Genomic DNA, 23729 nt, shown 5'->3' with positions numbered 1-23729 from the left:
GCTATAACAAGATTTTTTTAATCTGCCCGATTTTGTGATGAACAGCGTTGCCGGGCTACCGGGCTATCGCTCCTACGGAGCTGATCGTAGCGTAGCATATATTTTATTCGCCCCTGCGGGGCGTCATATTGGTAGATAAAATATGCATTACGCTACGATCAGCGCTGTCATCCAATAACCTAAACCCTCGCATCATACAAATCCATCAGCTGCCGTTTTGTAATAGATGCTGGCACGCTACGTACGGCGGTGTTACGCAGCCAGGTGAGCAGGCGGCCGCTCATGTTGGTTAGCCTGGCCATCCGCAAAGAATTTTTCACGATCATTTTTACACGGGGCATGCGGCCGCTTTGGTATTGCTGCAATGCGTCGTTGATGTTTTTCGTATGTGCGAGCACGTTAGCGAGCATGTAAGCGTCTTCTATTGCCTGACTGGCCCCTTGTCCGAGGTTAGGCGTGGTGGCGTGTGCGGCATCACCTAATAACACCACCTGATTGCGGCGCCAGGTGCTCAAGGGCGCGATGTCGTACAAATCAGCGCGGAACAGCATTTCAGGCGTGAGCAGCTGCGCAATCGTTTTCATATATCCGCTGAAGGGCGCTAGTTTCCTGCGAATGAAAGCAAGCGCTTCTTCCGGTGTAAACGGTGTATCGGCGGGCATCTTGTGGGTAAACCAGAAGTACACCTGCTCAGGTCCCACCTGTGCAAACGATGAGCGTAAACCATTGCCATTGCCCCATACTTCCGACATGGAAGCCAGTTCGGCAGGCGGCAGGTTATGCGGAATGATGGCCCGCCAGCAGCTTTGGCCGGAATAGCGGTAGTGTGCCTTCTCTATATATTTCTCTCTCACCTGCGAACGTATGCCATCCGCTCCGATGAGCAGGTCGCCGGTGGCGCTGCTGCCATCTTCAAAATAAGCGCTCACCCCCGATGCCGTTTCCTCCAGTGCTGTAAAACGTTTGCCCCATTGCACCGGATGCTTCAGGCTATCTGCCAGGAAGCCTTGCAGGGTGGCGCGGTGCAGCGCCAGAGAGCCCACTCCGAAACGGGCACGGATATATTCATTACTCAGCTCCTGTAATACCTGGCCGGTATAGGTCTTTATATAAATGTATTGCGGGAATACGGCACGCTCGCCCAGCGTCTGGGCCAGGCCTAATTTGTTGTATACCTGCATCGCGTTGCTGCCCAGCAGGATGCCCGCCCCTACCGGTTTGCATTCGGGCGCTGCATCAAATATTTCGTAATCGATCCCGCGCTGTTGCAGGGCAATGGCCGTGGTCAATCCCCCGATGCCGGCCCCGATAATGATCGCTTTCATAGCTTCTCGTTTATGATAACACAAAGGTAAAGGCATTTTACCTAAATTAGGACAAATGGCCTAAATTTATTTTTTTGCTGCAAATACCTAGCTTTGTTTGCATGAAAGATTACAAAAAACATTTCCAGATAGCCGCACCACCGGAGGAAGTATACGCCGCCCTCACCAATCCCGCCACCATACAGTTATGGACGGGCGAAAAAGCGGAAATGTCCACCGAAGCGGGCACCGAATTTTCGCTGTGGGAAGACAGCATCGTAGGAATGAACCTGGAATTTGAAGAAGGCCGCAAGATCGTGCAGCAGTGGTATTTCGGGGAAGATGAAGCAGCGCCCTCCATCGTCACCATCATCCTGCACCCCGGCAGAAAAGGGACTGACGCTGAATTAAAACATACTAATATCCCGGATGAAGCTTATGAAGATATTGTAGAAGGCTGGAATGAACAGTATTTCGGGGCTTTGATAGATTTCTATGCTGCGTAAAAATAATCAGCCCTTCAAACGCTTGAGCGCTGGAAGGGCTTTTATTTTTTTATTGCGCCACATCTGCATAAGTGGCGCCGATGCGTATCCCTTTCACAATATTCGTAATACTCGCCGTATCTCCGCCATACACGCCCCATTTCGGATCACAGAAATCGGCGTCCATCGTGCGGCAATAGTACCGCTGACTACCATTTGATAATGTTTGTTTAACGCCGTTGTACCACAGCTCAATATAGCCCACGGTAGCATCGTACGACAATTTCATGCGCAACACAAACTGCTGCCAGGTACCGCTGGATAAAGGTATCGACCAAGGCACATAAGCCACGTGGTTAATATCAAAATATTGCAGGTCCAGTTTGCCGTTCTGTGTGTGCAGCATAATAGGATGGTTCGCTGTAGTGCCCGTAGGGTACGACTTCCATTGAAACACGGCCTCTGTTTTCACTGTGGTGGGTATGTACAGCTTGCAGGTCCAGCCAATGTAGATCTCATCTCCATCTGCTGCCTGGTAATTCTTGGCGCCATGCCCTTCTGTACGATGGCTACCTGCCGGTTTCTGAAACTTCCAGCATAGCGTGCCGGTTTCGTCAGTGATAGTAGTAACTGCGCCGCTGCCTTCGATGTTAATATCTTTCCAGACATTACTGGCGCCGAGAGCAGCATCGCCATTAAAAAGCACAGACGCAGTGGATTCCGGCCTGGCCTTACCGGCCTGTGAAGCGTTCACATCATCCTTCTTGCATTGACACAAGGAAAGCATGAAGGCGAGGCCTAAGCAATAGATCATGGTTTGTTTAATCATTTTGTTGAGATCAGGGTTTTGCAATAGCAGCAAAGGTACGTTCGTCCTGTTTGCTGTGTGGGTTCATGACAAATGTAACGATACTATTGTCATCTTTCAACTCCACGATGCGGAACCCATGATAATTCGTGCCCCAGTTGCCGCCCAGGTGGCCATCGAAGAGGAAAGGCACCTGGCTGTCGAGCATCTTCACACTGTCCTGGTCATGATCGTGCCCATTGAACACTGCCCTTACATTCTGGTATTTCTTCACCAATGCCTGAAACTCCGGGCAGTCCACAGCATTATCAGTCCATTTTACGGGTGTGATATGCAGGAAGATGAAGATATTCTCTGCATCCTTGTATTGTTCGAGCTTTTTGGTAAACCAGGGCATATCAGGGCAGAGGTACTTGCCTTTCTCATCGGCGGTATCGCCGAGCAGGATCACCTGATTTTTGATCACCACATCATGGTTGAGCGGGAAGCCCCAGGCCTGTTGCCAGGCGTCGGCACTCACCTGGTCGTGATTGCCACGCGTGGTGAAGATGCGCGGGTGCAGGGTTTTCAGCAGTTTGGAGGCGGGCAGCAGTAATTGCGGATCGTTGTGAATCACATCGCCGTTCAACACAAAAAATTCGCAAGGGTTTTCCTGTTGATAACTATTGAAGGCAGCTTGCAGGTCCCGGAAGAATTGCTCCGATTCCGTTCCCGGCTGGCCATAGTGCCAGTCGGAACCGATCGCAAAACGAAAAACCGTTTTCCGTTCCAGGTGCGCGCGGGTGGCTGCTTTCACAACACTGCCGCCAGCAACGAGCACTATAGCGGCAGATACATTTCTTAAAAAATTTCTTCTGTTCATCATAATATTAAAAGTAGATTTTTTAAGATCGATGAAAATGCAGGAGCGGTAGTTTAACGTAAAAATAAAATAATAAAAAAAAGATAATATTTTATTATTTTCATTGTCACCAAAATCCGCGCGAGAACCCGATCAGATGTGAACAATGAACGCGCCAACGAGAGCAATGAGAAAATCCATTACCCATACTTAATACGTATTACGTGAAAACACTGCTAATCTGGCTATTTGTTACTACTATCGCCCTGCAAACCTTTGCGCAGGAAAAGCTGCGCGGCCGCATCTATGATCTGTATACGCAGGCGCCCATAGCCGGCGCCACCCTGCGCACAGGCCCGGAACAGATCCTTGCCACCACTGACGCCCAAGGCAATTTCGAATTGAGCTGCAACGGACAATACCGCCTGCTGGTAATCGCCAGCGGTTATGAAACGCAACCCATTAGTGGTAACGATTGCAGCAAACAATTGATGATAGGCCTTACCGCCATCTACTACCAGCTTAACGAAGTACAGGTGAATGCCGCCAAAAATGCGGCACAGATACAACCAGTACAATCCGCTACAGTGCTGGGCCGGCGGGAGCTGCAACGCAATGATGGCATCTCCCCGGAGTTCACCCTCAACCTTATTCCAGGCGTACGCCTTGAAAAACGCACCGCCTCCGGCGGACAACGCATCGTGATCCGCGGTTATGGCAACAACAGCAATTTCAATGGCAGCGGCTATAAAGCCTATCTCAACGGTATTCCTGTTACCGATGCAGAAGGCGTTACCATTCTCGATGATATCGACTTCTCCATCCTCGGCCGCGTGGAAGTGGTCAAAGGCCCCGCTTCCAGCCTTTATGGCACGGGCATCGGCGGCGTATTGAAATTGTCCGTATTAAAGCCGCAAAGCTTCGGCGCCCGCATCACACAGGAAGTGACCGGCGGCAGCTATGGCCTCTTCCGCACTAATACCCGTGTGGAATATGCCAACGAAAAATCTGCTGTGATGATCAACTACGGCCACCAAAACCTCGACGGATACCGCATCCAGAGCGGCTCCAAAAAAGATTATGTTTCTTTCTCCGGCGATTTTCATAGCAACGAAAAGCAAACGTTTTCAGTGTATGCAGGCTACAGCAACTCCAACGACCAGCTGGCCGGCCAGTTAGACAGCATCCAGTTTGCACAGAAAAAAGATACCGGCGAAGTGCCCTACCTGAAAAATAAAGGCTACGTTGCTTTTGAAACCTATCGCGCGGGGCTATCGCACAATTATGTTTTCTCCCGGCATGTCAATAACCTCACCAGCGCTTACTTCAGCGGATACCGCCAGGGACAGGCATTTGCAGTAGGTTTGTCCAGCAATATGGCGCAGAACTTCGGCGGCCGCACCGCCTTCGGATTTAACTTCGGCGGCGGGAATGTAGCCGTGAGCGGCATCATAGGTGGTGAATACCAGAAAACCGTCTCTTTCAAGAAAAGCTATAGTCTCGCCAACAATGTACAAGGCCCGCTCACAGGAGATCTGGAACTAGCCACTTCACAATACAGTTTGTTCACCCAATGGGAAGTGCGGCTGCCGCAGGGTTTCCTCGTAACGGCCGGCGTGAGCAACAACTATATTGACTACAGCATCACCGACCGGTTAACCAATTCCGGCAATCCTGCACATAAAGACCAGTCGGGTTACAAATCATTTACGCCGGTATTGACGCCACAGGCTTCCATCGCTAAAAATATCACCGCTGATGTAAACGTATATGCAGGTATCAGTAAAGGCTATACGCCACCCACTTCCGGGCAAACCGTGATCCCGCAGATCAGCCAGGTGAATACCTCACTGCGCCCTGAAAAGGCCACCCAGATTGAAGTTGGCGCCAAAGGCAGCTTGCTGGACAAACGTTTGTCGTTCCAGGTGGCCGTATTCAGCATGCAGATAAAAGACAAGCTCACCTCGCAGGCAGTGACGGATGCCAGCGGCGCCGTGTTGTACAGCATCACCACCAATGCCGGCGCACAGCAGAACCGTGGCGCAGAGGCGGATATCGCCTACGCCATCCAGCAAGACAATGGCCATGTGTTCACGCTCATCCGCCCCTTCGTGAGCTACACCTATTCCAATTTCACATACGACAATTTCAAGAGCGACAACAACAATAACGCTAAAACGATCGATTATAGTGGCAACAAGGTTTCCGGGGTATCGCCGCATCTTTTCAATGGCGGTATCGACTTCCACACCAAATGGGGCGTTTATCTCAACACCACTTTACAGTATGTGGATAAAATGCCCATCACCTACGATAACAACCACTACGCCGACGCCTATACGCTGTTGAACGCGAAGCTGGGTTACCGCCACACACTCGGCCAGCACTTTACGCTGGACGTCTTTGCAGGCGGCAACAACCTCACCGGCAGCCGGTATTATACGATGGTGTTCCTCAACGCCAACTTTGCAGCAGCACCGCCTAATATTTACCTGCCAGGCCCTTACAACGCGAACTACTACGGTGGTTTGAACCTCGGCTATCAATTTTAAAACCCATCCATGAAAAACGTATATACTATACTGTTAGCCACGGCCGCAATGCTCACTGCATGCGGCCGCTTTGGCAACCACAGCGATCATGCAGACAGTACCCGCATTGTATGCCTGTCCAAACAATACAATGAAGTGATCTTTGCGCTCGGCGCCGAAAAGAACCTTGTAGCCGTAGACCTTTCCAGCACCTATCCGCCGGCGATCAGGCAGCTGCCTACTGTGGGCTACCATCGCGCGCTCAGTGCCGAAGGTATCATCGCGCAGCGGCCTACGCTGGTGATACACGATAACAATATCGGACCCGAACAGGTGATGCGGCAGCTGGAAGCGCTGAAGATCCCCATGCAAACCTTTGCCGACAGCGTATACACCATCGAGCAGGATAAAGCCATGATACGCCAGCTGGGCGCTTATTTCAAGCGGTCCTCACAGGCCGATAGCCTCTGTAACATCCTGGACAAAGAAATGAGCACGGCGCTCACTAACGCCAAAGCCTATACGGATACGCCCAAGGTAGTGATCATTCACTTCGGCCGCGCCATGAACATCTACCTGGCCATCACACAAAAAAGCATTGCATCCAGGTTGGTGCAATGGGCCGGCGGTGTGATTCCTGTCGGTGGCGACAGGGGCATGCAACAGCTCTCTGCCGAAATGATCGCCAAGGCCGATCCTGATGTGATATTGCTCACCGACTTCGGCTACGACCGTCTCGGCTCTATACAGGCCATCAGTGAACTGCCCGGCGTGGCAGGCACCAAGGCGGCGCGCAACCAACGTATCTATCGCGTAGAAGAACATGACATGGTGTACCTGGGACCGCGTACCGGCGCCAACGTGCTGGCATTGCAAAAACTGATTCATGGTAAATAAACAATATAATGGCGTATATCCGTTACTGTTAGTAATGCTGTGTATCACGGTGTTGTTGTCTGCCAGTTTTGGTGCAGTGGACATCAGCGCCGGCGATATCTTCAGCGCCGGCCGCAAGGCGCTCACGGGCAACGGCGATCTTTCTTTACAGGAGCGCATCTTCCTGCAGATACGCTTGCCGCGCACGCTCTTCTGCCTGCTCGCCGGCGCAGCGCTGGCCGTAGGCGGCGTACTGATGCAGGCCCTCTTCCGCAACCCTATCGTAGAACCCGGACTGATAGGCACTTCCAGCGGCGCGGCCTTCGGCGCCGCCCTCTATTTTGTATTAGGCGCCACTTTCCACTATCATGCCGGCGAGTGGACCTTGCCGCTCGCGGCCTGCAGCGGCGCGCTGCTGGCCACTTTCCTCGTACTGGGATTGGCGGAGAAAAAGCAGGCCGGCAAAACGGCCATCGTTACCCTGCTGCTGATGGGCATCGCCATCAATGCGCTGTTTCTTAGTGGCACCGGCTTTTTATCTTACATCGCCCGTGATCCGCAGGCGCGCTCCATCACCTTCTGGAACCTCGGTACTTTGTCGGGCGCTAACTGGCATGCAGTGATCATCACCAGCATTGTGCTGGCGCTGTGCTTCTGGCGGGCGCTCGCACAGGCACGGCCCCTCAACCTCTTGATACTGGGAGAAGAAGAAGCGCTGCTGGCGGGCGTTTCCGTGCAGCGGCTCAAAAGGGAGATATTGGTGATCAATGTGATCATGATCGCGGTCGTCACGGCCTTCACCGGCGTGATCAGCTTTGTAGGACTGGTGGTACCGCATTTCCTGCGCATCTGGAAAGGTGCCGATAACCGCTACCTCCTCATCGCCGGCGCGCTGGCGGGCGCCATCCTGCTCAGTTTGGCCGATATCGCCGCCCGCCTGCTGCTGCGGCCCGCAGAGCTGCCCATCGGTATCGTTACCAGCATCGCCGGCGTACCGGTATTTATCTTACTGCTCAGAAAGAAAAACTATTATTTCTGATGTTACGTCTTTCCAATATCACCTATCGGGCGGGCCACCATACCCTGTTGCAGGATGTCAATACCACTTTTGCGCCGGGGCAGCTGCACCTGGTGATCGGGCCTAATGGCGCGGGGAAGTCGACCCTGCTGAAAATTGCGGCCGGACAATTAAAGCCTCATAGCGGGGAAGTATATTATGCAGACAAAGACCTGCAAACGTTTTCTTATCAATCATTGGCGCAGATACGCGGCGCTCTTTCACAGCACATGGAATTGTCTTTCCCTTTAACCGTTAGAGAAGTGGTGATGATGGGAAGATACCCACATATGGCGGGTACGGCGAGGCCGAAAGACCTGGCCTGCTGCGAGGAGGCCATGGAGCTGTTCGACTTGCAGGCGCTGGAAAACCGCGACTACATGAGCCTTTCAGGCGGAGAAAAACAAAGGGTACATTTTGCGCGCATCATGGCGCAGATATGGGAGCCGGTGGCGGGCGGCTGCCGTTACTTGTTGCTGGACGAGCCCCTCACCTATCTCGATGTGCATTACCAGTTCCAGTTCATGCAACAGCTGAAACAACTCCTGCAACAGAAAGACCTCGTGATCGTAGGGGTAGTACATGATCTGAACATCGCAGCGCGCTTTGCCGACAACCTTCTGCTGCTGCATCATGGAAAGCTGATCAGCAGCGGCCCGCGGGAGACGGTACTAACGGCAGCGAACATACGTAGCGCCTATCAACTGGAGCCCGTGATATACCAGGAAGGCGACAGGTATCTTCTTTTTTTCTAATACATCTTACACAACTTTCAATTTATTCAGAAAGAATTGTAATCAGATTGTTATTTTGATGCAAAAGTCTGATTTTTCTCCCCATGCTTATTTGTTTTGATTGTAACTTTGCACCTCGAATAAAATAGGGGTTATGTTTAGAAGCAAGAGTACGTCTGAAACAGGGCCGGATGTTGTTTTAATCGGGGCCGGCATCATGAGCGCCACGCTGGGAATGCTGCTGAAAGAGCTGCAACCTGAGTTAACAATTTCAATATATGAAAGACTGGATGTTGCGGCAGCCGAAAGCTCCGATGCATGGAACAATGCCGGTACAGGCCACTCCGCTTTCTGTGAATTGAACTATACACCGCAAAAGCCCGATGGCTCTGTGGATATCAAGAAGGCAGTGAACATCGCTGAACAGTTTGAAGTATCCCGCCAGTTCTGGGCTTACCTGGTAGAAAACAATATCATCTCCTCTCCACAGGAATTTATACAGAGCATTCCCCATATGAGTTTTGTTTGGGGAGAAGAGAATGTGGACTACCTGAAGAAAAGATATAAAGCGCTGCAACAGTGCCATCTTTTCAAATCCATGACGTATTCCGAAGATAAACAGCAGCTGAAAGCCTGGATGCCATTAGTGATGGAAGGCCGCGACCCTGAACAGAAAGTGGCCGCTACCTACATGAACATGGGCACAGACGTTAACTTCGGCGCCCTGAGCCGCGCGCTCTTCCGCCACCTGGAAAGCCTGGAAGGCGTGAACATGTACTTCAATCATGATGTGCGCGACCTCAAAAAAGCAGACGACGGCAGCTGGATCATCAAAGTAAAGAACCGCGATACCCGCGAGAAAAATACCGTTAAAACGCAATTTGTATTCATCGGCGCTGGCGGCGGCTCCCTGCCCCTGCTCGAGAAATCAGATATTCCGGAAGGAAAAGGTTTCGGCGGTTTCCCGGTGAGCGGCCAGTGGCTGCGTTGCACCAACCCCGAAATCATCGAACGGCACCAGGCGAAGGTATACGGCAAAGCCTCTGTGGGCGCGCCTCCTATGTCAGTGCCTCACCTCGATACCCGCATGATCGACGGTCAGAAAGCATTGCTCTTCGGGCCTTACGCCGGCTTCTCCACCAAATTCCTGAAGAACGGCTCCATCTTCGATCTGCCCTTGTCTATCAAAGCCAATAACATCCACCCGATGGTATCTGCCGGCCTTGATAATATTCCGCTCACCAAATACCTCATTGCACAGGTGCGCCAGAAGCCGGAAGACAGGCTCGATGCGCTGCGTGAATATTTCCCTGAAGCTAAAATGGAAGACTGGGAACTTGAAATTGCCGGTCAGCGCGTACAGGTGATCAAAAAAGATCCTGAACATGGCGGCATCCTTGAATTTGGTACCGAAGTGGTCAGCGCTGCCGATGGCTCTATCGCCGCACTGCTCGGCGCTTCCCCTGGCGCTTCCACCGCAGTGTCTATCATGCTTAACCTCCTGAAACGCTGCTTCAAAGAAGAGATCGAAACAGAAGCATGGCAGATCAAGCTGAAGAAAATGATCCCTTCTTATGGTCAGTCGCTGCTCAACAATCCCGCACTCTGCGATGAGCTCCGTCAATGGACCAATGAAGTGCTCGAACTGCAACAAAAACATTTAGTTATTTGATTATTTGGATATTTTGATATGTAGTTTCCAGGAACATCTTTCTGGAAACTACATATCAAAATATCCAAATAATCAAATAACTAAATGTTTGATGGCCTGTAATGCTGCGGCCAGTTCCTTCACGATGTCGGGATGCTGTGCGGCCACGTTATGATGTTCTCCAATATCCTTGCTCAGGTCATATAATTGTGGGGCAGGATCATTTCCCAATTCAATATTCACGTTACCGTCTATACGCGGACCATTGTTAGGTTCAATATATTTCCAGTTGCCTTTGATGATGCCGAGTGCATAGGCATGTTCCACAAGCGTTTCGCGGCCTTTGTTGTCTTTCCCGAGGAAAGCCGGCAGCATATTGAAGCTGTCGGGCCCTTCGTTTTTCGCAAGCCTTTGTCCGGTGATGGCGGCGAAAGAAGCGAAAAGATCGAGCTGGCTGACGAGGGCGCCGGATACGCCTTTGCACGTATGACCGGGCCAGCGCACGATCAATGGTATGCGGGTGCCTGCATCAAAATTGCTGTATTTGCCGCCGCGTAGCGGGCCGGCAGGCGTGTGGCCATTGAGCAGTTCCACCGCCTGGTCCTGGTAGCCATCATCTACTACGGGGCCATTGTCGCTGCTGAAAACGATGAGGGTATTATCAGTGAGATGGAGGCTGTCGAGCGTGCGCATTACTTCACCCACGGTCCAGTCGAGCTGCAGGATGGCGTCGCCGCGGGGCCCAAGGCCGCTCTTTCCGGCGAAATCCTTGCCCGGTACACGGGGCACATGTATATCATGTGTAGCGAAATAAAGGAAGAAAGGATGATTTTTATTTTCGGCGATAAAGCGTGTAGCCTTTTCCGTTAGTGTGGCCGCAATCAGGTCATCTTTCCATAAAGCGGCTTTGCCGCCCTGCATATAGCCAATGCGGCCGATGCCGTTCACAATGGTTTGATCATGCCCATGCGATGATTTCATCACCAGCAGTTCGGGATGTTGTTTACCGGTAGGCTCATTGCCGATGGGCGTGGTATAGCTCACTTTGATCGGATCGGCAGGATCGAGGTTGGCTACGCGATGGTTTTCCACATACACGCAGGGGACACGGTCGGCCGTTGCCGGCATGATATAACAATAGTTGAAGCCTATTTCGAGGGGACCGGGCTTCAGGTCTGCATTCCAGTCGGGGCCGCCATTGCCGCCGATACCGAGGTGCCATTTACCCACGGCGCCGGTAACATAGCCCACGCGCTGCAACATTTTCGGCAAGGTAGTGATAGCAGTATCAATGATCAGTGAAGCGTTGCCCGGTGCGATGCCAGTGCCTTTTTTCCGCCAGGCATATTGCCCGGTGAGCACAGAATAACGGGAAGGGGTACACGTAGCAGAAGAAGCATGACCATTGGTGAAACGCATTCCCTGTGCGGCAAGACGGTCAATATTCGGTGTATGTACTTTGGTAGCGCCATTGCAGCTGATATCTCCATACCCCAGGTCATCCGCATAGATAAAAACGATGTTAGGCTTGCTGGCAGCAGGGCGCTGCTGCGCTGTGCCTGTTGCGGATACGCCCCATAGCGCCAGCAATGCCAGGCATATTTTCTTGTTCACCATAATAATGATATTGTTAGATAGCGGGACTAAGATAATCAATAAATCTACGAATGTGCCGCCCGTACCATATACATCATGCGCTAAACATTCTTTGCCCCGTAGGGGCAACATATTGGTAGAATAATTGTTGTCATATGCGCCCCGGCGGGCGCTATATCTCCATCTCTCTTTATGCGAAAAAAACACAACGAAATAGCAAAATCGAATTAGTTTATCTTCCATAAATTTATGAGCTTAGTAGAGCAATCGTTCGCGTAAAACGCATTTCTACTAAAAAACTAATTATCAATATCTTATCAGCAACAATGAAAGCGCTCTGCGCTTCTTTTTTGAAAATAATATGCAAACGATTGCATAAATTATAGCAAATAAATTCCATTATGAAAAAACTGACCTGCCTGCTATCCGCAATCGTCCTGTTCGCGTATAGCGCCTATGCACAAACAACCGCTCATGATGAACATATGAAATGGTGGCGTGAAGCGCGCTTCGGCATGTTCATACACTGGGGCGACTATGCCGTACTCGCCGGCAGCTACAAAGGCCACCAGGTAGGCCGCGGCGGCGAATGGATCATGAACCGCGCAAAGATACCCGTAGCAGAATACCAGCAATATGCAAAACAATTCAACCCGGTGAAATATGATGCCGAAGCATGGGTGAAGACCGCCAAAGACGCCGGCATGAAATACATCGTGATCACCGCCAAACATCACGATGGCTTCGCCATGTTCAAATCCGCCGCCAGCAAGTGGAACATCGTAGACGCCACACCGTATGGCAAAGATGTATTACAGCCACTGGCCGCAGCCTGCAAGAAATATGGTATCCGTCTCGGCTTCTATTATTCACAGGCGCAAGACTGGAACAACCCCGGCGGCGCCGCCGCCCGTAAAGTGGCCAGCGAAGGATGGGCCAACCCCGACTCCACCGCCATCGATGCCTATACCATGGCGCACAGCGGCCACTGGGATCCTGCACAAACCACCGCCACCATGGGTGAATACATCGATAAAGTAGCCGTACCACAAGTGAAGGAACTCCTCACCAACTACGGCGATGTAGCCGTGCTCTGGTGGGATACGCCCACCAACATGACCGACGAATACGCTAAAAAGTTACAGGATGTATTATCGCTGCAACCCAATATCATTACCAACGATCGCCTCAAACGTCCCAATTTCCCCGGCGATTATAAAACACCGGAACAAAAAATACCGGGGCAATCAGAACTGGATGGCCGCGACTGGGAAACCTGCATGACCATGAACGGCACCTGGGGCTACAAAAGCTACGATAACAAGTGGAAAAGCACGGAAACGCTTATACGTAATCTTATTGACATCGCCTCTAAAAATGGCAACTACCTGCTAAATGTAGGCCCTACCGCAGAAGGCGAATTCCCGCAGGGCAGCATCGACGGGCTTAAAGGCATCGGTAAATGGATGAAGGTAAACGGAGAATCGATATACGCTACGCAGGGAAGTCCGCTCCCCGCGCTGGATTGGGGCCGTTGCACACAGAAACGCAATGGCAGCAATACCACTCTCTATCTCCATGTATTCAACTGGCCTGCCGACGGCAAACTCACCGTACCCGGCATCAAAAATAAAGTGACCGCCGTTTCTCTCCTGGCAAACGGCAATAAACTCACGACCAGCACCAGCGGCGATGCCCTCGTGATCAGCGTTCCGGCGAAAGCGCCGGATAACATCGCCACCGTGATCAAAGTGGAAACAACAGGCGCCCTTTAATTTTTCTGCGTAAGAGTCTCTATATCAAATCATCCGCCAAGGCCGCCCAGCATGCTGAAAGTGATTACGCCTAGTACAATCAGCGTTATCACTACGTACAGGTAGTCTTTTTCTAAAAGGAAGGCAATAACGGAGAGGGCTACACGAAGAATGGGTGTGGCGATCAGGCACACCACCCCCAGCTGGATGATCTCCATCCCGTGGATACCGCGGATACCATGGAGGATGCCGGAGAGATTATCGAGGCCGGCGCGGACGCCGGTAAACTCGTGATAGGAGGGCAATTCGTTGCCATGACGGTAAAGGTAGATAATGCCGCCGATGAATACCAATGTGCTGGAAATGATCACGCCTGCACGCAGCTGCTTGCCGATGAGGAGCTGTATATCTTTATCTGCCCAGAAATGTTTGGAGAAGAGTTTCATCATTTAGAGTTTTCCGGTGTAACCATGGTAGATCATTTGCAATGCCAGTACCGAGATCACTACGCTAAAGACTACACGCAGTGCTTTCACATTGGCTTTTACCAGTATCCTGGAGCCGCCGAAAGCGCCTGCCAGCACGCCCAATACTACCGGCAAACAGAGGCCGGGAGAGATATACCCGCGTTGCAGGTACACCACCGCACTGGCCGCCGCCGTTACCCCGATCATGAAATTACTGGTGGTAGTCGATACTTTGAAAGGGATACGCATGATATTATCCATCGCCATTACTTTCAAGGCGCCGCTGCCGATGCCCAGCAGGCCGGACATTACGCCGGCAAACATCATCATGAAATAACCGCCCGGCACATGACGCACCTTGTAGGATACCTGTTGCCCGCTGTCGGGGTAGCTGCCATTGAGCCGCAGCTGCCGCGCCAGGCGGCTCACGTCTTCATCGCTGGCATTTTCCTTTTTTTTGCGGAAAGACATCAGGGAAGAGAAGATCAGCACGCAACCGAAGATAATGGCGACCACATTGGTAGGCATGTATACCGCTATCACCGCGCCAATGACAGCGCCCATAGTGGTGGCTATTTCCAGGAACATGCCCAGCCGGATATTGGTAATACCTTCCTTTACATAGGCGGAGGCCGAGCCGGAAGAGGTAGCGATAGACGCTATCAGCGCCGTTCCGATCGCATAACGGATGTCTACATGGAATACAAGGGTTAATAGCGGAATGATCACAACACCGCCCCCGAGGCCTGTCAGCGATCCCAGCATACCCGCCAGGAAGGCGCCGCACAACAGGACCAGGGTGAATAATAAAATCGTCATAAGAAATGGTGTGGTTTAAGATTTTGTTGCCAGTTTTACAATGATCACCGTTAACAACATCAAAAGTAAGTAACTTGCGGCTTGATAATGAATAGATTTTTATGATCAAGGTAGGTGAATACAACCTGTTAAGGGTTAAAAAAGAAGCGGATTTCGGGGTATATCTCGAAGGGGTAGACCAGGAAATACTGCTACCATTGCGGTTTGTGCCCAAAGGCGCCAAAGTAGGCGACGAGCTGAAGGTGTTCCTGTACCACGATTCCGAAAACCGCCTGATCGCCACCACCCAGCAGCCCAAAGGCGTTGCGGGGGATATTGTAACCCTCAAAGCCGTGAGCAGCACGCACCAGGGCGCCTTTCTCGACTGGGGCCTCATGAAAGACCTGTTCGTGCCACAATCGCAGCAACTGAGCCGCATGGTGCCCGGACAGGAATACCTCGTAAAGATCTATATCGATGAACTGACCGGCCGCCTCGCCGCCACCGAAAAGATAGATCAATACCTCAGCAACGAAAACCTCACCGTACAGGAAAAAGACGCCGTAGACCTGATCATCTACCGCCGCACGGATATCGGTTACGTCGTGATCATCAACAACCAGCACACCGGCATCCTGCACCACAGCGATATCTTCCGGCCAGTGGATATCGGCGACAAGATCAAAGGCTTCATCAAACAGATCAAAGGCGACAAAATAGACGTAGCGCCCGGACAATCCGGCTACAAGCGCGTGGAAGACGAATCAGACAAGATACTCCGCCTCCTTCAGGAACACAACGGCTATCTCCCCTATCACGACAAATCCAGCCCGGAAGAGATACAGGAGTTTTTCGGGATGAGCAAGAAGACTTTCAAAATGACCACCGGCGCACTGTACAAGCAACGCAAGATCATTTTCACACAAACAGGAATCAAGGCAGTGGAAGAATAGAGCTGTTTTTCTCCCCCCATTGCATTTGTAACACATAAATGTTATCTTTGGTTAGATACTATCCTAACCATATTTAACTATGAAAAAACTAGCCCTCATTGCCGCTGCCACAGGCATTTTCGTGGCCCTCGCCGCTTTTGCGGCCAGCGAAACCGGCATCATCGGGATCAAAACATTCTTCGAACTGGGCTTCGCAGGCCTGGGGCTCATGATCCTTTCTTCCGTTTATTTTCTCTTCTCGTGTATCCACGAATGGGCGCGAAGTTTGTCTGGCTCAGGATTATAAGGATTACCAGGATTTTTGAATTTATGGATTTACGGATTTACGGATTTACGGATTTAATTGAAGCGGAGATGAACAATGTTGTCATCTCCGCTTCAATTAAATCCGTAAATCCGTAAATCCATAAATTCAAAAATCCTGGTAATCCTTTCAATCCTTATAATCCTGAGCCAAACAACGTGTTATTTGAAAACATGCAATGATAATCCCAACTCAAAACTGCCATTGGAATAATTTTGTAATCCGCCGGTTTGCGTGGTATACAAGGCATGCAGGCCGATCACGGAGCGGTAGTTGAAACCCACGCCCAGTGTAAAGTTCCGGCTGCTGTGATAGATCGCTGATACGTTCAGGTATTCCTGTAATAATACTATGTTGGCCCCGATATCTACCAGGTTATCATAACCGCGAACCCCCCTGAAGCATACTTTAGGCTCGATGTGGTGGATCACGTCATTGAGGAAGAAACGGTAGGATGCCGCCGCATAAAAAGTGGAGCCATCAATCGTTTTTTCCCCATCGGGACGAAAAAGGTTCATGACGTTAGGAATGGCGCCCTGTATGGTCAGGTGCTTATTCGTATAGGCCATACCGTAGTCGCCTTCGAAATAGTTGTCGCGGCGGTTGAAAGCGCCGATAGCAGGATCGCTGCCGTCGCCGTTGATGGCGGTGCGATCCAGCCGCTCGCTGTTGATACCTAAAGATAAGCCGAAATGCAGGCGACTATCGCCGCTGGTATTGAGCGGCAGATGATAGGCATAGGTAACGGCTACCTTGGTGCGATTGATCAGGCCGGCCTTATCATTGAAAACGTTGAGGCCTGCCCCTACGCGCTGGCCCACATAATAATCCGCGGTGGCGGACTGTGTGATGGGAGCGCCGGGCATATCGGTCCAGCCGCGGCGATAGGCCACGTTTACATGCAAACCCGTATCTATGCCTGCCATTGCAGGGTTGCTGATATACTGATTCTGGAAATACTGACTGGTAAGCGGTTGCAAGGGCGCTGCACTTTTCGACCAATTCTGCGCCATCACTGGCCCGGTGGCAAACAGGATCATCAACAGTGCGATCCCTCTTTTTATGTGAGTTATAGTAAACATCTGTTGGTGTATTATTCGTGAATGATCGTGATAAACCCTTTGTACAATTTCTTGCCCTGGCCGATATCGAGCAGATAGTAATACGTGCCTTCTGCCAGCAGGTGGCCGTTTATGCGGCCGTCAAACTCGTTGGCATAGTTGCGTTTTGTGTATACCATTCTGCCTGCGCGGTCGAAGATCTTCACTTCATTGTCGGGATAGCTGTCGATGTTACGGATCACCCAGCGATCGTTTTTACCATCCCCATTAGGGGTGAGTAAATTGGTGGCATCTACCTTGAAATCTTCCGTCACCACGAGCGAGATATCCGTGGTAACACTGCAACCCACATCGTTGGTAACGGTTACCAGGTAAGTGGCGTTGGCAGCGGGTCTTACCGCCACCACATTGTTAAAGCGGTTACCAATGATACCTGGTGTATTCGTCCATTCGTAGATGGAGCCGCCGGTAGCGGTGAGGTGTGCAATATCGCCACGGGAGATGTTCAATCCCAGATCACTGCTTACCGTCACGACAGGCGTTTCGTTGATGGTAAGTATGAAACTGGATGCGGCTTTGTCGATGCCGCCATTGGCCGTGCCGCCGTCATCCTGGATCGTGAGCGTCAGCTGTACGCTGCCACGGGTATGGGGTTTCAGCTTGTAGCTGATCACGGCGGTGCCGTCTTTGTTATCTTTCACCGCCAGCGCATCGAACCAGGGCTGATTGGCGCTTACCGACAAAGCATAGTGCTGCGTTTTTTCGGGACCGGCGCTGAGGCCGTCTGCCACGATGATAAAGGTTTGTGGCCCGTCGCAGATCGTCTGATCTTTGATGGGGTTGATGGTAGGCGGTTCATTTACATCAATCACGTTAATAGTAAAATCCTGCTCAAACCACAGGCCACCGTGGTCGGTAACGCGAACGCGTATACGATATTGTGGCTTCGTTTCGTAATCAAATACGGCGGCTGATTGTAGCTGATTACCTACGATCTTGAACTGCGCATCATCAGCGCCACCTGCGAAGGTGTAAGTGAATGTTTCTCCGGCATCAGGATCAGTAGCGGAGAGATGGCCTACCAGGGCGCCTGCGGGCCTGTTCTCCAGGATAGTAGTATTATCCAGTGAAATGGCTGTAGGTGCAACGTTGGTGGATTTGATATTCACTGCAAAATTCTTTTCGTAGAACAATCCACCGTTATCGGTCACGCGTATACGAATCTGGTACTGGTTCTTAACAGTATAGTCAAAAACAGCGGCAGACTGCAACTGTTTACCAACAATTTTGAATTGCGCATCATCTGCGCCGCCGGCGAAAGTATAAGTAAAGGTATCGCCTGCATCAGGATCAGTGGCAGACAAGTTACCCACCAAAGTGCCTGCGGGCTTGCCTTCCGGGATAGTATCATTATCTAATGAAATATCCGTTGGCCGATGATTGACATGCAGCACGTTAATGGTGAAGGGCTTCTCATACCACAAGCCACCATTATCGGTCACGCGTATACGAACCTGGTACTGGTTCTTAACAGTATAGTCAAAAACAGCAGCAGACTGCAACTGCTTACCAACAATTTTGAATTGCGCATCATCTGCACCGCCGGCGAAAGTATAAGTAAAGGTATCGCCTGCATCAGGATCAGTGGCAGACAAGTTACCCACCAAAGTGCCTGCGGACTTGCCTTCCGGGATAGTATCATTATCTAATGAAATATTCGTTGGCGGATGATTAACATGCAACACGTTAATGGTGAAGGGCTTCTCATACCACAAGCCACCGTTATCGGTCACGCGTATACGAATCTGATACTGATTCTTAACAGTATAGTCAAAAACAGCGGCAGCCTGCAACTGTTTACCAACAATTTTGAATTGCGCATCATCTGCACCGCCGGCGAAAGTATAAGTAAAGGTATCGCCTGCATCAGGATCAGCAGCAGAAAGATTACCTACCAAAGTGCCTGCGGGCTTGCCTTCCGGGATAGTATCATTATCTAATGAAATATCCGTTGGCGGATGATTGACATGCAGCACGTTAATGATGAAGGGCTTCTCATACCACAAGCCACCATTATCGGTTACGCGTATACGAATCTGATACTGATTCTTAACAGTATAGTCAAAAACAGCGGCAGCCTGCAACTGTTTACCAACAATTTTGAATTGCGCATCATCTGCGCCGCCGGCAAAAGTATAAGTAAAGGTATCGCCGGCATCAGGATCAGTGGCAGACAAGTTACCCACCAAAGTACCTGCAGGCTTGCCTTCCGGAATAGTATCATTATCTAATGAAATATCCGTTGGCGGATGATTTCTCGGCAACAGTGTGATCGTTACCTGCTGAGGTAAACAAGTATTCAAGCCGTCACTAACGGTCACGTATATCTGTAAAGTGCCCGCCGCTAATGCAGGATCATTGATCGTAATTGTGCCTGTGCTAGCGTCGATGGCGAAATCCGCTATGCCGTTATTATTCTGATCTGTATTGGTATTGATGACCCAATTTTGAATGATATTAGAAGCATCGGTGGCCGTCAATGTGCCTACCGGCGTGCTTGCCGGGCTTTTCTCTAACAGGATGAAACTTACCGGCGCAACAATCACAGGAGGAGTGTGATCATAAACCACTGTTAATACGGCCGAAGCAGTATTGCCATTGCCCGCAAGGTCTGTTACTTTATTCGCAGGCACCGATATGGTTACAGGGCCATCTGTTACCGGTGAAATAATGGCGCTATAGCTATTACCGGTGTTAGATAAACCAGACAACACGCCGTTGCTTACTGTGGGACTCGCAGCTGTAAATCCGTTCACGGCCTCATTCCATGCAAAGGTGACAGCGAAAGGCGCATTCACCCGCAGCGATGGCGTAGCAAGGCTCACCATAGGTGGTGTGGCATCATAGGTCAGCTGCAACACATTAGATGCACCGAAATAATTACCTGCCGGGTCTTGGAAAGCAGATGCCGGTACGGAGATGCTGACCAGGCCGTCGGCTGCCGGTGTTACCAAAGCAGTATAAGCGCCCGGATCGGGATTGGCAAGATCTTTCTTGAAATTTGTAATGGTGGCATTCGTCGCTAAAATCAGTGCTGAATAAGGGTTTGCGATAGGCGCAGATGCCTGTAAATACAGCGTAAAAGGATGGTTGATGATACCAGTAGCGCTTCCTGTCAACGTAACAGTACCATTCCCTTTGAAATACTGTACCATCAGTGTATTGGAAGGAGCATTCGGGTTGCCCAGCGCATCAGTCACTACTCCCTGTGATAACATCAGCATTACGGGAAAACCTGTAATGGAAGGATTCACAGTTACATCGTACACATTATTGGTACCTGATCTCAATATCAGATTGGAGAGCGTGGCGTTAGTAATCGTCAGCTTATTTAAATCGGTAAATGTCACTGGCTTGTTGAAGGTGATCGTAGCGGTAAACGGACTGTTGGCCGTAACCGGCCCGGTGATCACCGCCGTTACCTGCGAGTGATCATTCGCCCATCCCGTTGTTGCTGATACGATATTGGGATTACCGGCATTATCAACTGCCGCACCGGCCTTTACATAAGCAGATACAGGGCCTTCCGCTGCCGCCGCGATGGTGGCGGTATAACTGTTTGCGCCGGATGATGTCAATGCTGTTACGCTGCCATTGCTGACTACTATTCCTGTTTTATCAAAGCCAGTCACCGGCTTGGAGAATGTAATTGTGAGCGTGTAAGGGCTCGTATTGCCCGGAACAGCCGTCAGCTGCACAGTGGGCGGCGTTGCATCATAGTTCCAGCTAAAGATTGCTGGCATTGCATTGCTGTTATTGGCCAGATCACCGAATGCGCCTGCCGCTATGGTAGCGGTGACAGCGCCATTAGACACCGGCGTTACCTGTACAGACCATACGCTGCCGCTCTCCTGCGTATAGGCGCCTACGTTAGCATTAGTCCAGCTGATCTTTGAAACATCCAGCCCTCCCAGCGCTTCGGAGAAAGTAAACCTCACGGTAAACGGCGTATTGAACCAGGCGCCATTCGCCGGTGTAGCCGTTACCGTGGGCGGAGTGTGATCAAAGGTGATACTGCCGCTGGTGCTACCGTTAGACAAGGGGCTGCCAGACAGATCCTTAATGCTGTTAGTACCTGCCACTGCCAACGCCAGTTGCCCGTCGCCGCTAACATTCGTTACAGTGATATTGAAGCTGACATTAGACACTGGCGTAACCGTGATACTACCTGCAACCAGGGTGCCGGTAACATTGGTAATAAAATCAGTAGCTACCGGTGTAGTAGCTGGCTTATTGAAAGTGAGCAGGTAAGTACCGCTACTACCATTAGTGGGTGAGGCCGTAAGCGGGGAGAAACCCGTCACCATCAGCGGCCGGCCATCATAAGCAAAAGTGGCGCTGGCAGCGATGTTACCGTTACCGGCAGCATCTTGCGCAGCATTACTGTTAACGGCAACAGTGATATTTGTTTGAATGGCAGCAGGTGTGATCACCAACTGATAGCTGGTACCATCCAGCGGGGCAATGGGCGTAATGCTTTGCAAAGTGCCATTTGTAATAGTAACCCCGCTACTGGTGAAGTTACTCACCGGCTTACTGAAAACAGCATTCACCGTAAGCACGCCAGCGGCGCCGTTTACGGCCGACAACGCCACCGTTGGCAGCGTGAGGTCGGCCTGCCAGCTGAAGGCAACAGCGGCCGCATTGCTATTGCCGGCGGCATCTGCAAAGCCGCCCGCTGCAATGGTTCCCGTTATAGGACCGGTAGCTGCCGGTGTGATCAGCACCGACCAGGTGTGATCATTCTCTTTGGTTAAAACGCCAGGCGTTGCATTGCCCCACGTGATTTTCGATGCATCGAAGCCATTGACCGCTTCGGAAAAAGTAAACCTCACCGTAAAGGGCGCATTGAACAAAGTCCCATTCGCCGGTGTAGCCGTTACCGTTGGCGCCGTATGGTCGAACGTAATGCCGGTAGCGGCGGTAAAGCCGGCCGACAGCGGGTTTCCGGCCAGGTCTTTTATACTGCTGCTGTTTGTTACACCCAAGGTCAGCTGCCCGTCGCCGCTAACATTGGTCACCGTAACCGTAAAGTTGATATTGGAAACTTTTGTGATCGTAATGTTACCTGCATTCAGTGTGCCCGTAAGCGTGGTAGAGAAATCCGCAGGCAATGGCGTAGTAACCGCTTCACTGAAAGTAAGCGAATAGCTGCCGGAACTGCCATTCGTGGGCGAAGTGGTAACAGGCGTAAGGCTCACTACCACAGGGTCTTTCACGTCATAGGTAAAAGTGCCGCTGGCCGCCACATTACCATTGCCATATCCGTCCTGCGCCGCATTGGCGCTAACGGCAACGCCTACACTGGTCTCAGGAGCAGCCGGCGAAATCACCAGTTGGTAATGACTTGCATCTACCTGAATAATACTATTAAGTGTGCCATTGGTAATGGTAATCCCTGCGCTACTCAGGTTATATACCTGCTCGCTGAAAGCAAGCGTTGGGATGAAATGCTGCGCAGGCTTGTCTGTCGCAGGTGTGATGGTCACCGTAGGCGGTACGGTGCTATAGGTCACTGTTACCTGTTGTGAAGCGGTGCTGCCTACGCCGCCCAGATCCTGTGCAGCGCCGGGTAATAATTGCATCACTACGCTCGCCTGTGTGGGCGTGATATGCCAGGTAAAAGTATTACCACTGCCGGTAAACACAGCTGTACCGCCGGTAACAGACAGTTTTGTCGCATCAAAATTCTTTGTGGCGCGGTCAAACGTAACTGTAATGTCAAATGGTTTATTCACCATCGTGAGGCCGCCGTTTACTGTGATGACAGGTACCGGCGCCACGGAAGGCTGCTGCGCAACATTATAGGAATCGCCTGTGATAGCCGCCGACAAAGGGTTTCCGGACATGTCCGTGATACCGCCGCCGCCTGCCGGCATATACAAGGAAAATAACTGGTAGGGATAAGTGTAATCAAAATTGACGACGTGCGTAAATGTGACGTCATAAATCGTCGGACTAACAGGCGTTACGGTGATCTGGTCGTAGCGCAGATTCAGTACGCTGCCGGCCTGTTGCCAACCCGCGGTGCTAACATGTTGTACCGGTGCGCTAAAGGTAACCCGGAAAGTAAGATCGCTTCCGCTGGGCTGGTTGACGAAACCCATCAAAGCATAAGACCCCGTTAATGGAGCCCTTGTAGCATAGCCCTGAAAAGCAATACAGGAAAGCATTAGCAGCAGCAATAAGCTGCACACGCGCTTCCCTTTCAAGAGAGGCATGTAAAGGTGGTGCATAGTCGGATAAATAGTCAATATGCTCCCGGCACAATGAAGTACCTGAATTACATTGAGATTTTAAATATCAGTAATGGAGCTTTTCTGTCGGGTGGTTAAAAATAAAACGCTCATCTTCTTAAACCGATGAGGAACAGTGCTTTTCGGTAGGGTGGCTAAAATCAGAGAAAGAAACAGAGTCGCAAGATAGAGATATTATTTTATTTAAAGTAA

General features: G+C 51.0%; 17 protein-coding genes. 9 read left to right on the top strand and 8 right to left on the bottom strand.

Features of this window, described 5'->3' with window-relative positions:
• Positions 1 to 179: 179 nt before the first annotated feature.
• Positions 180 to 1325, bottom strand: a complete 1146-nt coding sequence (locus FPG75_RS01675; protein ID WP_161596626.1) for an FAD-dependent monooxygenase — start codon at positions 1323 to 1325, stop codon at positions 180 to 182.
• Between the two features lie 101 nt (positions 1326 to 1426).
• On the opposite strand from FPG75_RS01675, the gene FPG75_RS01670 reads away from it, so the two are divergent.
• On the top strand, positions 1427 to 1810 hold the full coding sequence (locus FPG75_RS01670; protein WP_143304764.1) for an SRPBCC domain-containing protein: 384 nt from the start codon (positions 1427 to 1429) through the stop codon (positions 1808 to 1810).
• 49 nt (positions 1811 to 1859) lie between these two features.
• Here FPG75_RS01670 and FPG75_RS01665 read toward each other — a convergent pair whose 3' ends face one another.
• Together FPG75_RS01665 and FPG75_RS01660 are read right to left on the bottom strand one after the other, a co-directional pair.
• Positions 1860 to 2603 carry a heparin lyase I family protein gene (locus FPG75_RS01665; RefSeq protein ID WP_236652695.1) on the bottom strand — a complete coding sequence of 248 codons (744 nt, stop codon included), beginning with the start codon at positions 2601 to 2603 and terminating at the stop codon, positions 1860 to 1862.
• A gap of 25 nt (positions 2604 to 2628) precedes the next feature.
• A complete protein-coding gene (locus FPG75_RS01660; protein WP_201747866.1) occupies positions 2629 to 3462 on the bottom strand; it encodes a metallophosphoesterase family protein in 834 nt (277 codons plus the stop codon).
• 200 nt (positions 3463 to 3662) lie between these two features.
• On the opposite strand from FPG75_RS01660, the gene FPG75_RS01655 reads away from it, so the two are divergent.
• The 5 genes from FPG75_RS01655 to FPG75_RS01635 all read left to right on the top strand — a co-directional run bounded on the left by FPG75_RS01655 (position 3663) and on the right by FPG75_RS01635 (position 10308).
• A complete protein-coding gene (locus FPG75_RS01655; protein ID WP_143304761.1) occupies positions 3663 to 5990 on the top strand; it encodes a TonB-dependent receptor in 2328 nt (775 codons plus the stop codon).
• Between the two features lie 9 nt (positions 5991 to 5999).
• The gene (locus tag FPG75_RS01650; protein ID WP_143304760.1) at positions 6000 to 6866 is read left to right on the top strand and encodes a heme/hemin ABC transporter substrate-binding protein; all 867 of its coding nucleotides are present in this window, start codon (positions 6000 to 6002) and stop codon (positions 6864 to 6866) included.
• Positions 6856 to 7884 carry a FecCD family ABC transporter permease gene (locus FPG75_RS01645; protein ID WP_143304758.1) on the top strand — a complete coding sequence of 343 codons (1029 nt, stop codon included), beginning with the start codon at positions 6856 to 6858 and terminating at the stop codon, positions 7882 to 7884. The genes FPG75_RS01650 and FPG75_RS01645 overlap by 11 nt, the downstream gene beginning before the upstream one ends.
• The gene (locus FPG75_RS01640) at positions 7884 to 8657 is read left to right on the top strand and encodes a heme ABC transporter ATP-binding protein (RefSeq protein WP_143304757.1); all 774 of its coding nucleotides are present in this window, start codon (positions 7884 to 7886) and stop codon (positions 8655 to 8657) included. Before FPG75_RS01645 ends, FPG75_RS01640 begins: the two co-directional genes overlap by 1 nt.
• A 124-nt stretch (positions 8658 to 8781) precedes the next feature.
• Positions 8782 to 10308 carry a malate:quinone oxidoreductase gene (locus tag FPG75_RS01635; protein WP_262712047.1) on the top strand — a complete coding sequence of 509 codons (1527 nt, stop codon included), beginning with the start codon at positions 8782 to 8784 and terminating at the stop codon, positions 10306 to 10308.
• 72 nt (positions 10309 to 10380) lie between these two features.
• Here the strand turns inward: FPG75_RS01635 and FPG75_RS01630 are convergent, their stop codons facing one another.
• Positions 10381 to 11904, bottom strand: a complete 1524-nt coding sequence (locus tag FPG75_RS01630) for a sulfatase family protein (protein WP_143304753.1) — start codon at positions 11902 to 11904, stop codon at positions 10381 to 10383.
• A 380-nt stretch (positions 11905 to 12284) separates the two neighbouring features.
• Between FPG75_RS01630 and FPG75_RS01625 the strand changes: the two genes are divergently transcribed.
• Entirely contained in the window at positions 12285 to 13658 is a 1374-nt protein-coding gene (locus FPG75_RS01625) for an alpha-L-fucosidase (protein ID WP_143304751.1), read from the top strand.
• A gap of 29 nt (positions 13659 to 13687) precedes the next feature.
• Here the strand turns inward: FPG75_RS01625 and FPG75_RS01620 are convergent, their stop codons facing one another.
• The gene (locus tag FPG75_RS01620) at positions 13688 to 14083 is read right to left on the bottom strand and encodes a DUF1634 domain-containing protein (RefSeq protein ID WP_236652694.1); all 396 of its coding nucleotides are present in this window, start codon (positions 14081 to 14083) and stop codon (positions 13688 to 13690) included.
• A gap of 3 nt (positions 14084 to 14086) precedes the next feature.
• Positions 14087 to 14923 carry a sulfite exporter TauE/SafE family protein gene (locus FPG75_RS01615; protein ID WP_143304749.1) on the bottom strand — a complete coding sequence of 279 codons (837 nt, stop codon included), beginning with the start codon at positions 14921 to 14923 and terminating at the stop codon, positions 14087 to 14089.
• Between the two features lie 101 nt (positions 14924 to 15024).
• Here FPG75_RS01615 and FPG75_RS01610 point away from each other — a divergent pair, with 101 nt between their 5' ends.
• Both FPG75_RS01610 and FPG75_RS01605 read left to right on the top strand, forming a co-directional pair.
• Positions 15025 to 15855: a CvfB family protein gene (locus tag FPG75_RS01610; protein WP_143304748.1), complete on the top strand. Its 831-nt coding sequence runs from the start codon at positions 15025 to 15027 to the stop codon at positions 15853 to 15855.
• A 79-nt stretch (positions 15856 to 15934) separates the two neighbouring features.
• Positions 15935 to 16141, top strand: a complete 207-nt coding sequence (locus FPG75_RS01605; RefSeq protein ID WP_143304747.1) for a hypothetical protein — start codon at positions 15935 to 15937, stop codon at positions 16139 to 16141.
• A gap of 179 nt (positions 16142 to 16320) precedes the next feature.
• Here FPG75_RS01605 and FPG75_RS01600 read toward each other — a convergent pair whose 3' ends face one another.
• Complete coding sequence (locus tag FPG75_RS01600; RefSeq protein WP_143304746.1) at positions 16321 to 17241, bottom strand: PorP/SprF family type IX secretion system membrane protein; 921 nt, start codon at positions 17239 to 17241, stop codon at positions 16321 to 16323.
• Positions 17242 to 17252: 11 nt separating this feature from the next.
• The gene (locus FPG75_RS01595) at positions 17253 to 23516 is read right to left on the bottom strand and encodes an Ig-like domain-containing protein (RefSeq protein ID WP_143304745.1); all 6264 of its coding nucleotides are present in this window, start codon (positions 23514 to 23516) and stop codon (positions 17253 to 17255) included.
• Positions 23517 to 23729: the final 213 nt, after the last annotated feature.

This window comes from Chitinophaga vietnamensis (assembly GCF_902167635.1).
Lineage (GTDB): Bacteria > Bacteroidota > Bacteroidia > Chitinophagales > Chitinophagaceae > Chitinophaga > Chitinophaga vietnamensis.
This window is presented reverse-complemented; position numbering and strand designations above follow the sequence as displayed.

Bases quoted from the DNA above. Each gene is read 5' to 3' on its own strand.
- FPG75_RS01675 (WP_161596626.1), bottom strand. From the start codon at position 1,325: ATGAAAGCGATCATTATCGGGGCCGGCATCGGGGGATTGACCACGGCC.
- FPG75_RS01670 (WP_143304764.1), top strand. From the start codon at position 1,427: ATGAAAGATTACAAAAAACATTTCCAGATAGCCGCACCACCGGAGGAA.
- FPG75_RS01665 (WP_236652695.1), bottom strand. From the start codon at position 2,603: ATGATCTATTGCTTAGGCCTCGCCTTCATGCTTTCCTTGTGTCAATGC.
- FPG75_RS01660 (WP_201747866.1), bottom strand. From the start codon at position 3,462: ATGATGAACAGAAGAAATTTTTTAAGAAATGTATCTGCCGCTATAGTG.
- FPG75_RS01650 (WP_143304760.1), top strand. From the start codon at position 6,000: ATGAAAAACGTATATACTATACTGTTAGCCACGGCCGCAATGCTCACT.
- FPG75_RS01645 (WP_143304758.1), top strand. From the start codon at position 6,856: ATGGTAAATAAACAATATAATGGCGTATATCCGTTACTGTTAGTAATG.
- FPG75_RS01640 (WP_143304757.1), top strand. From the start codon at position 7,884: ATGTTACGTCTTTCCAATATCACCTATCGGGCGGGCCACCATACCCTG.
- FPG75_RS01630 (WP_143304753.1), bottom strand. From the start codon at position 11,904: ATGGTGAACAAGAAAATATGCCTGGCATTGCTGGCGCTATGGGGCGTA.
- FPG75_RS01625 (WP_143304751.1), top strand. From the start codon at position 12,285: ATGAAAAAACTGACCTGCCTGCTATCCGCAATCGTCCTGTTCGCGTAT.
- FPG75_RS01620 (WP_236652694.1), bottom strand. From the start codon at position 14,083: ATGAAACTCTTCTCCAAACATTTCTGGGCAGATAAAGATATACAGCTC.
- FPG75_RS01615 (WP_143304749.1), bottom strand. From the start codon at position 14,923: ATGACGATTTTATTATTCACCCTGGTCCTGTTGTGCGGCGCCTTCCTG.
- FPG75_RS01610 (WP_143304748.1), top strand. From the start codon at position 15,025: ATGATCAAGGTAGGTGAATACAACCTGTTAAGGGTTAAAAAAGAAGCG.
- FPG75_RS01605 (WP_143304747.1), top strand. From the start codon at position 15,935: ATGAAAAAACTAGCCCTCATTGCCGCTGCCACAGGCATTTTCGTGGCC.
- FPG75_RS01600 (WP_143304746.1), bottom strand. From the start codon at position 17,241: ATGTTTACTATAACTCACATAAAAAGAGGGATCGCACTGTTGATGATC.
- FPG75_RS01595 (WP_143304745.1), bottom strand. From the start codon at position 23,516: ATGCACCACCTTTACATGCCTCTCTTGAAAGGGAAGCGCGTGTGCAGC.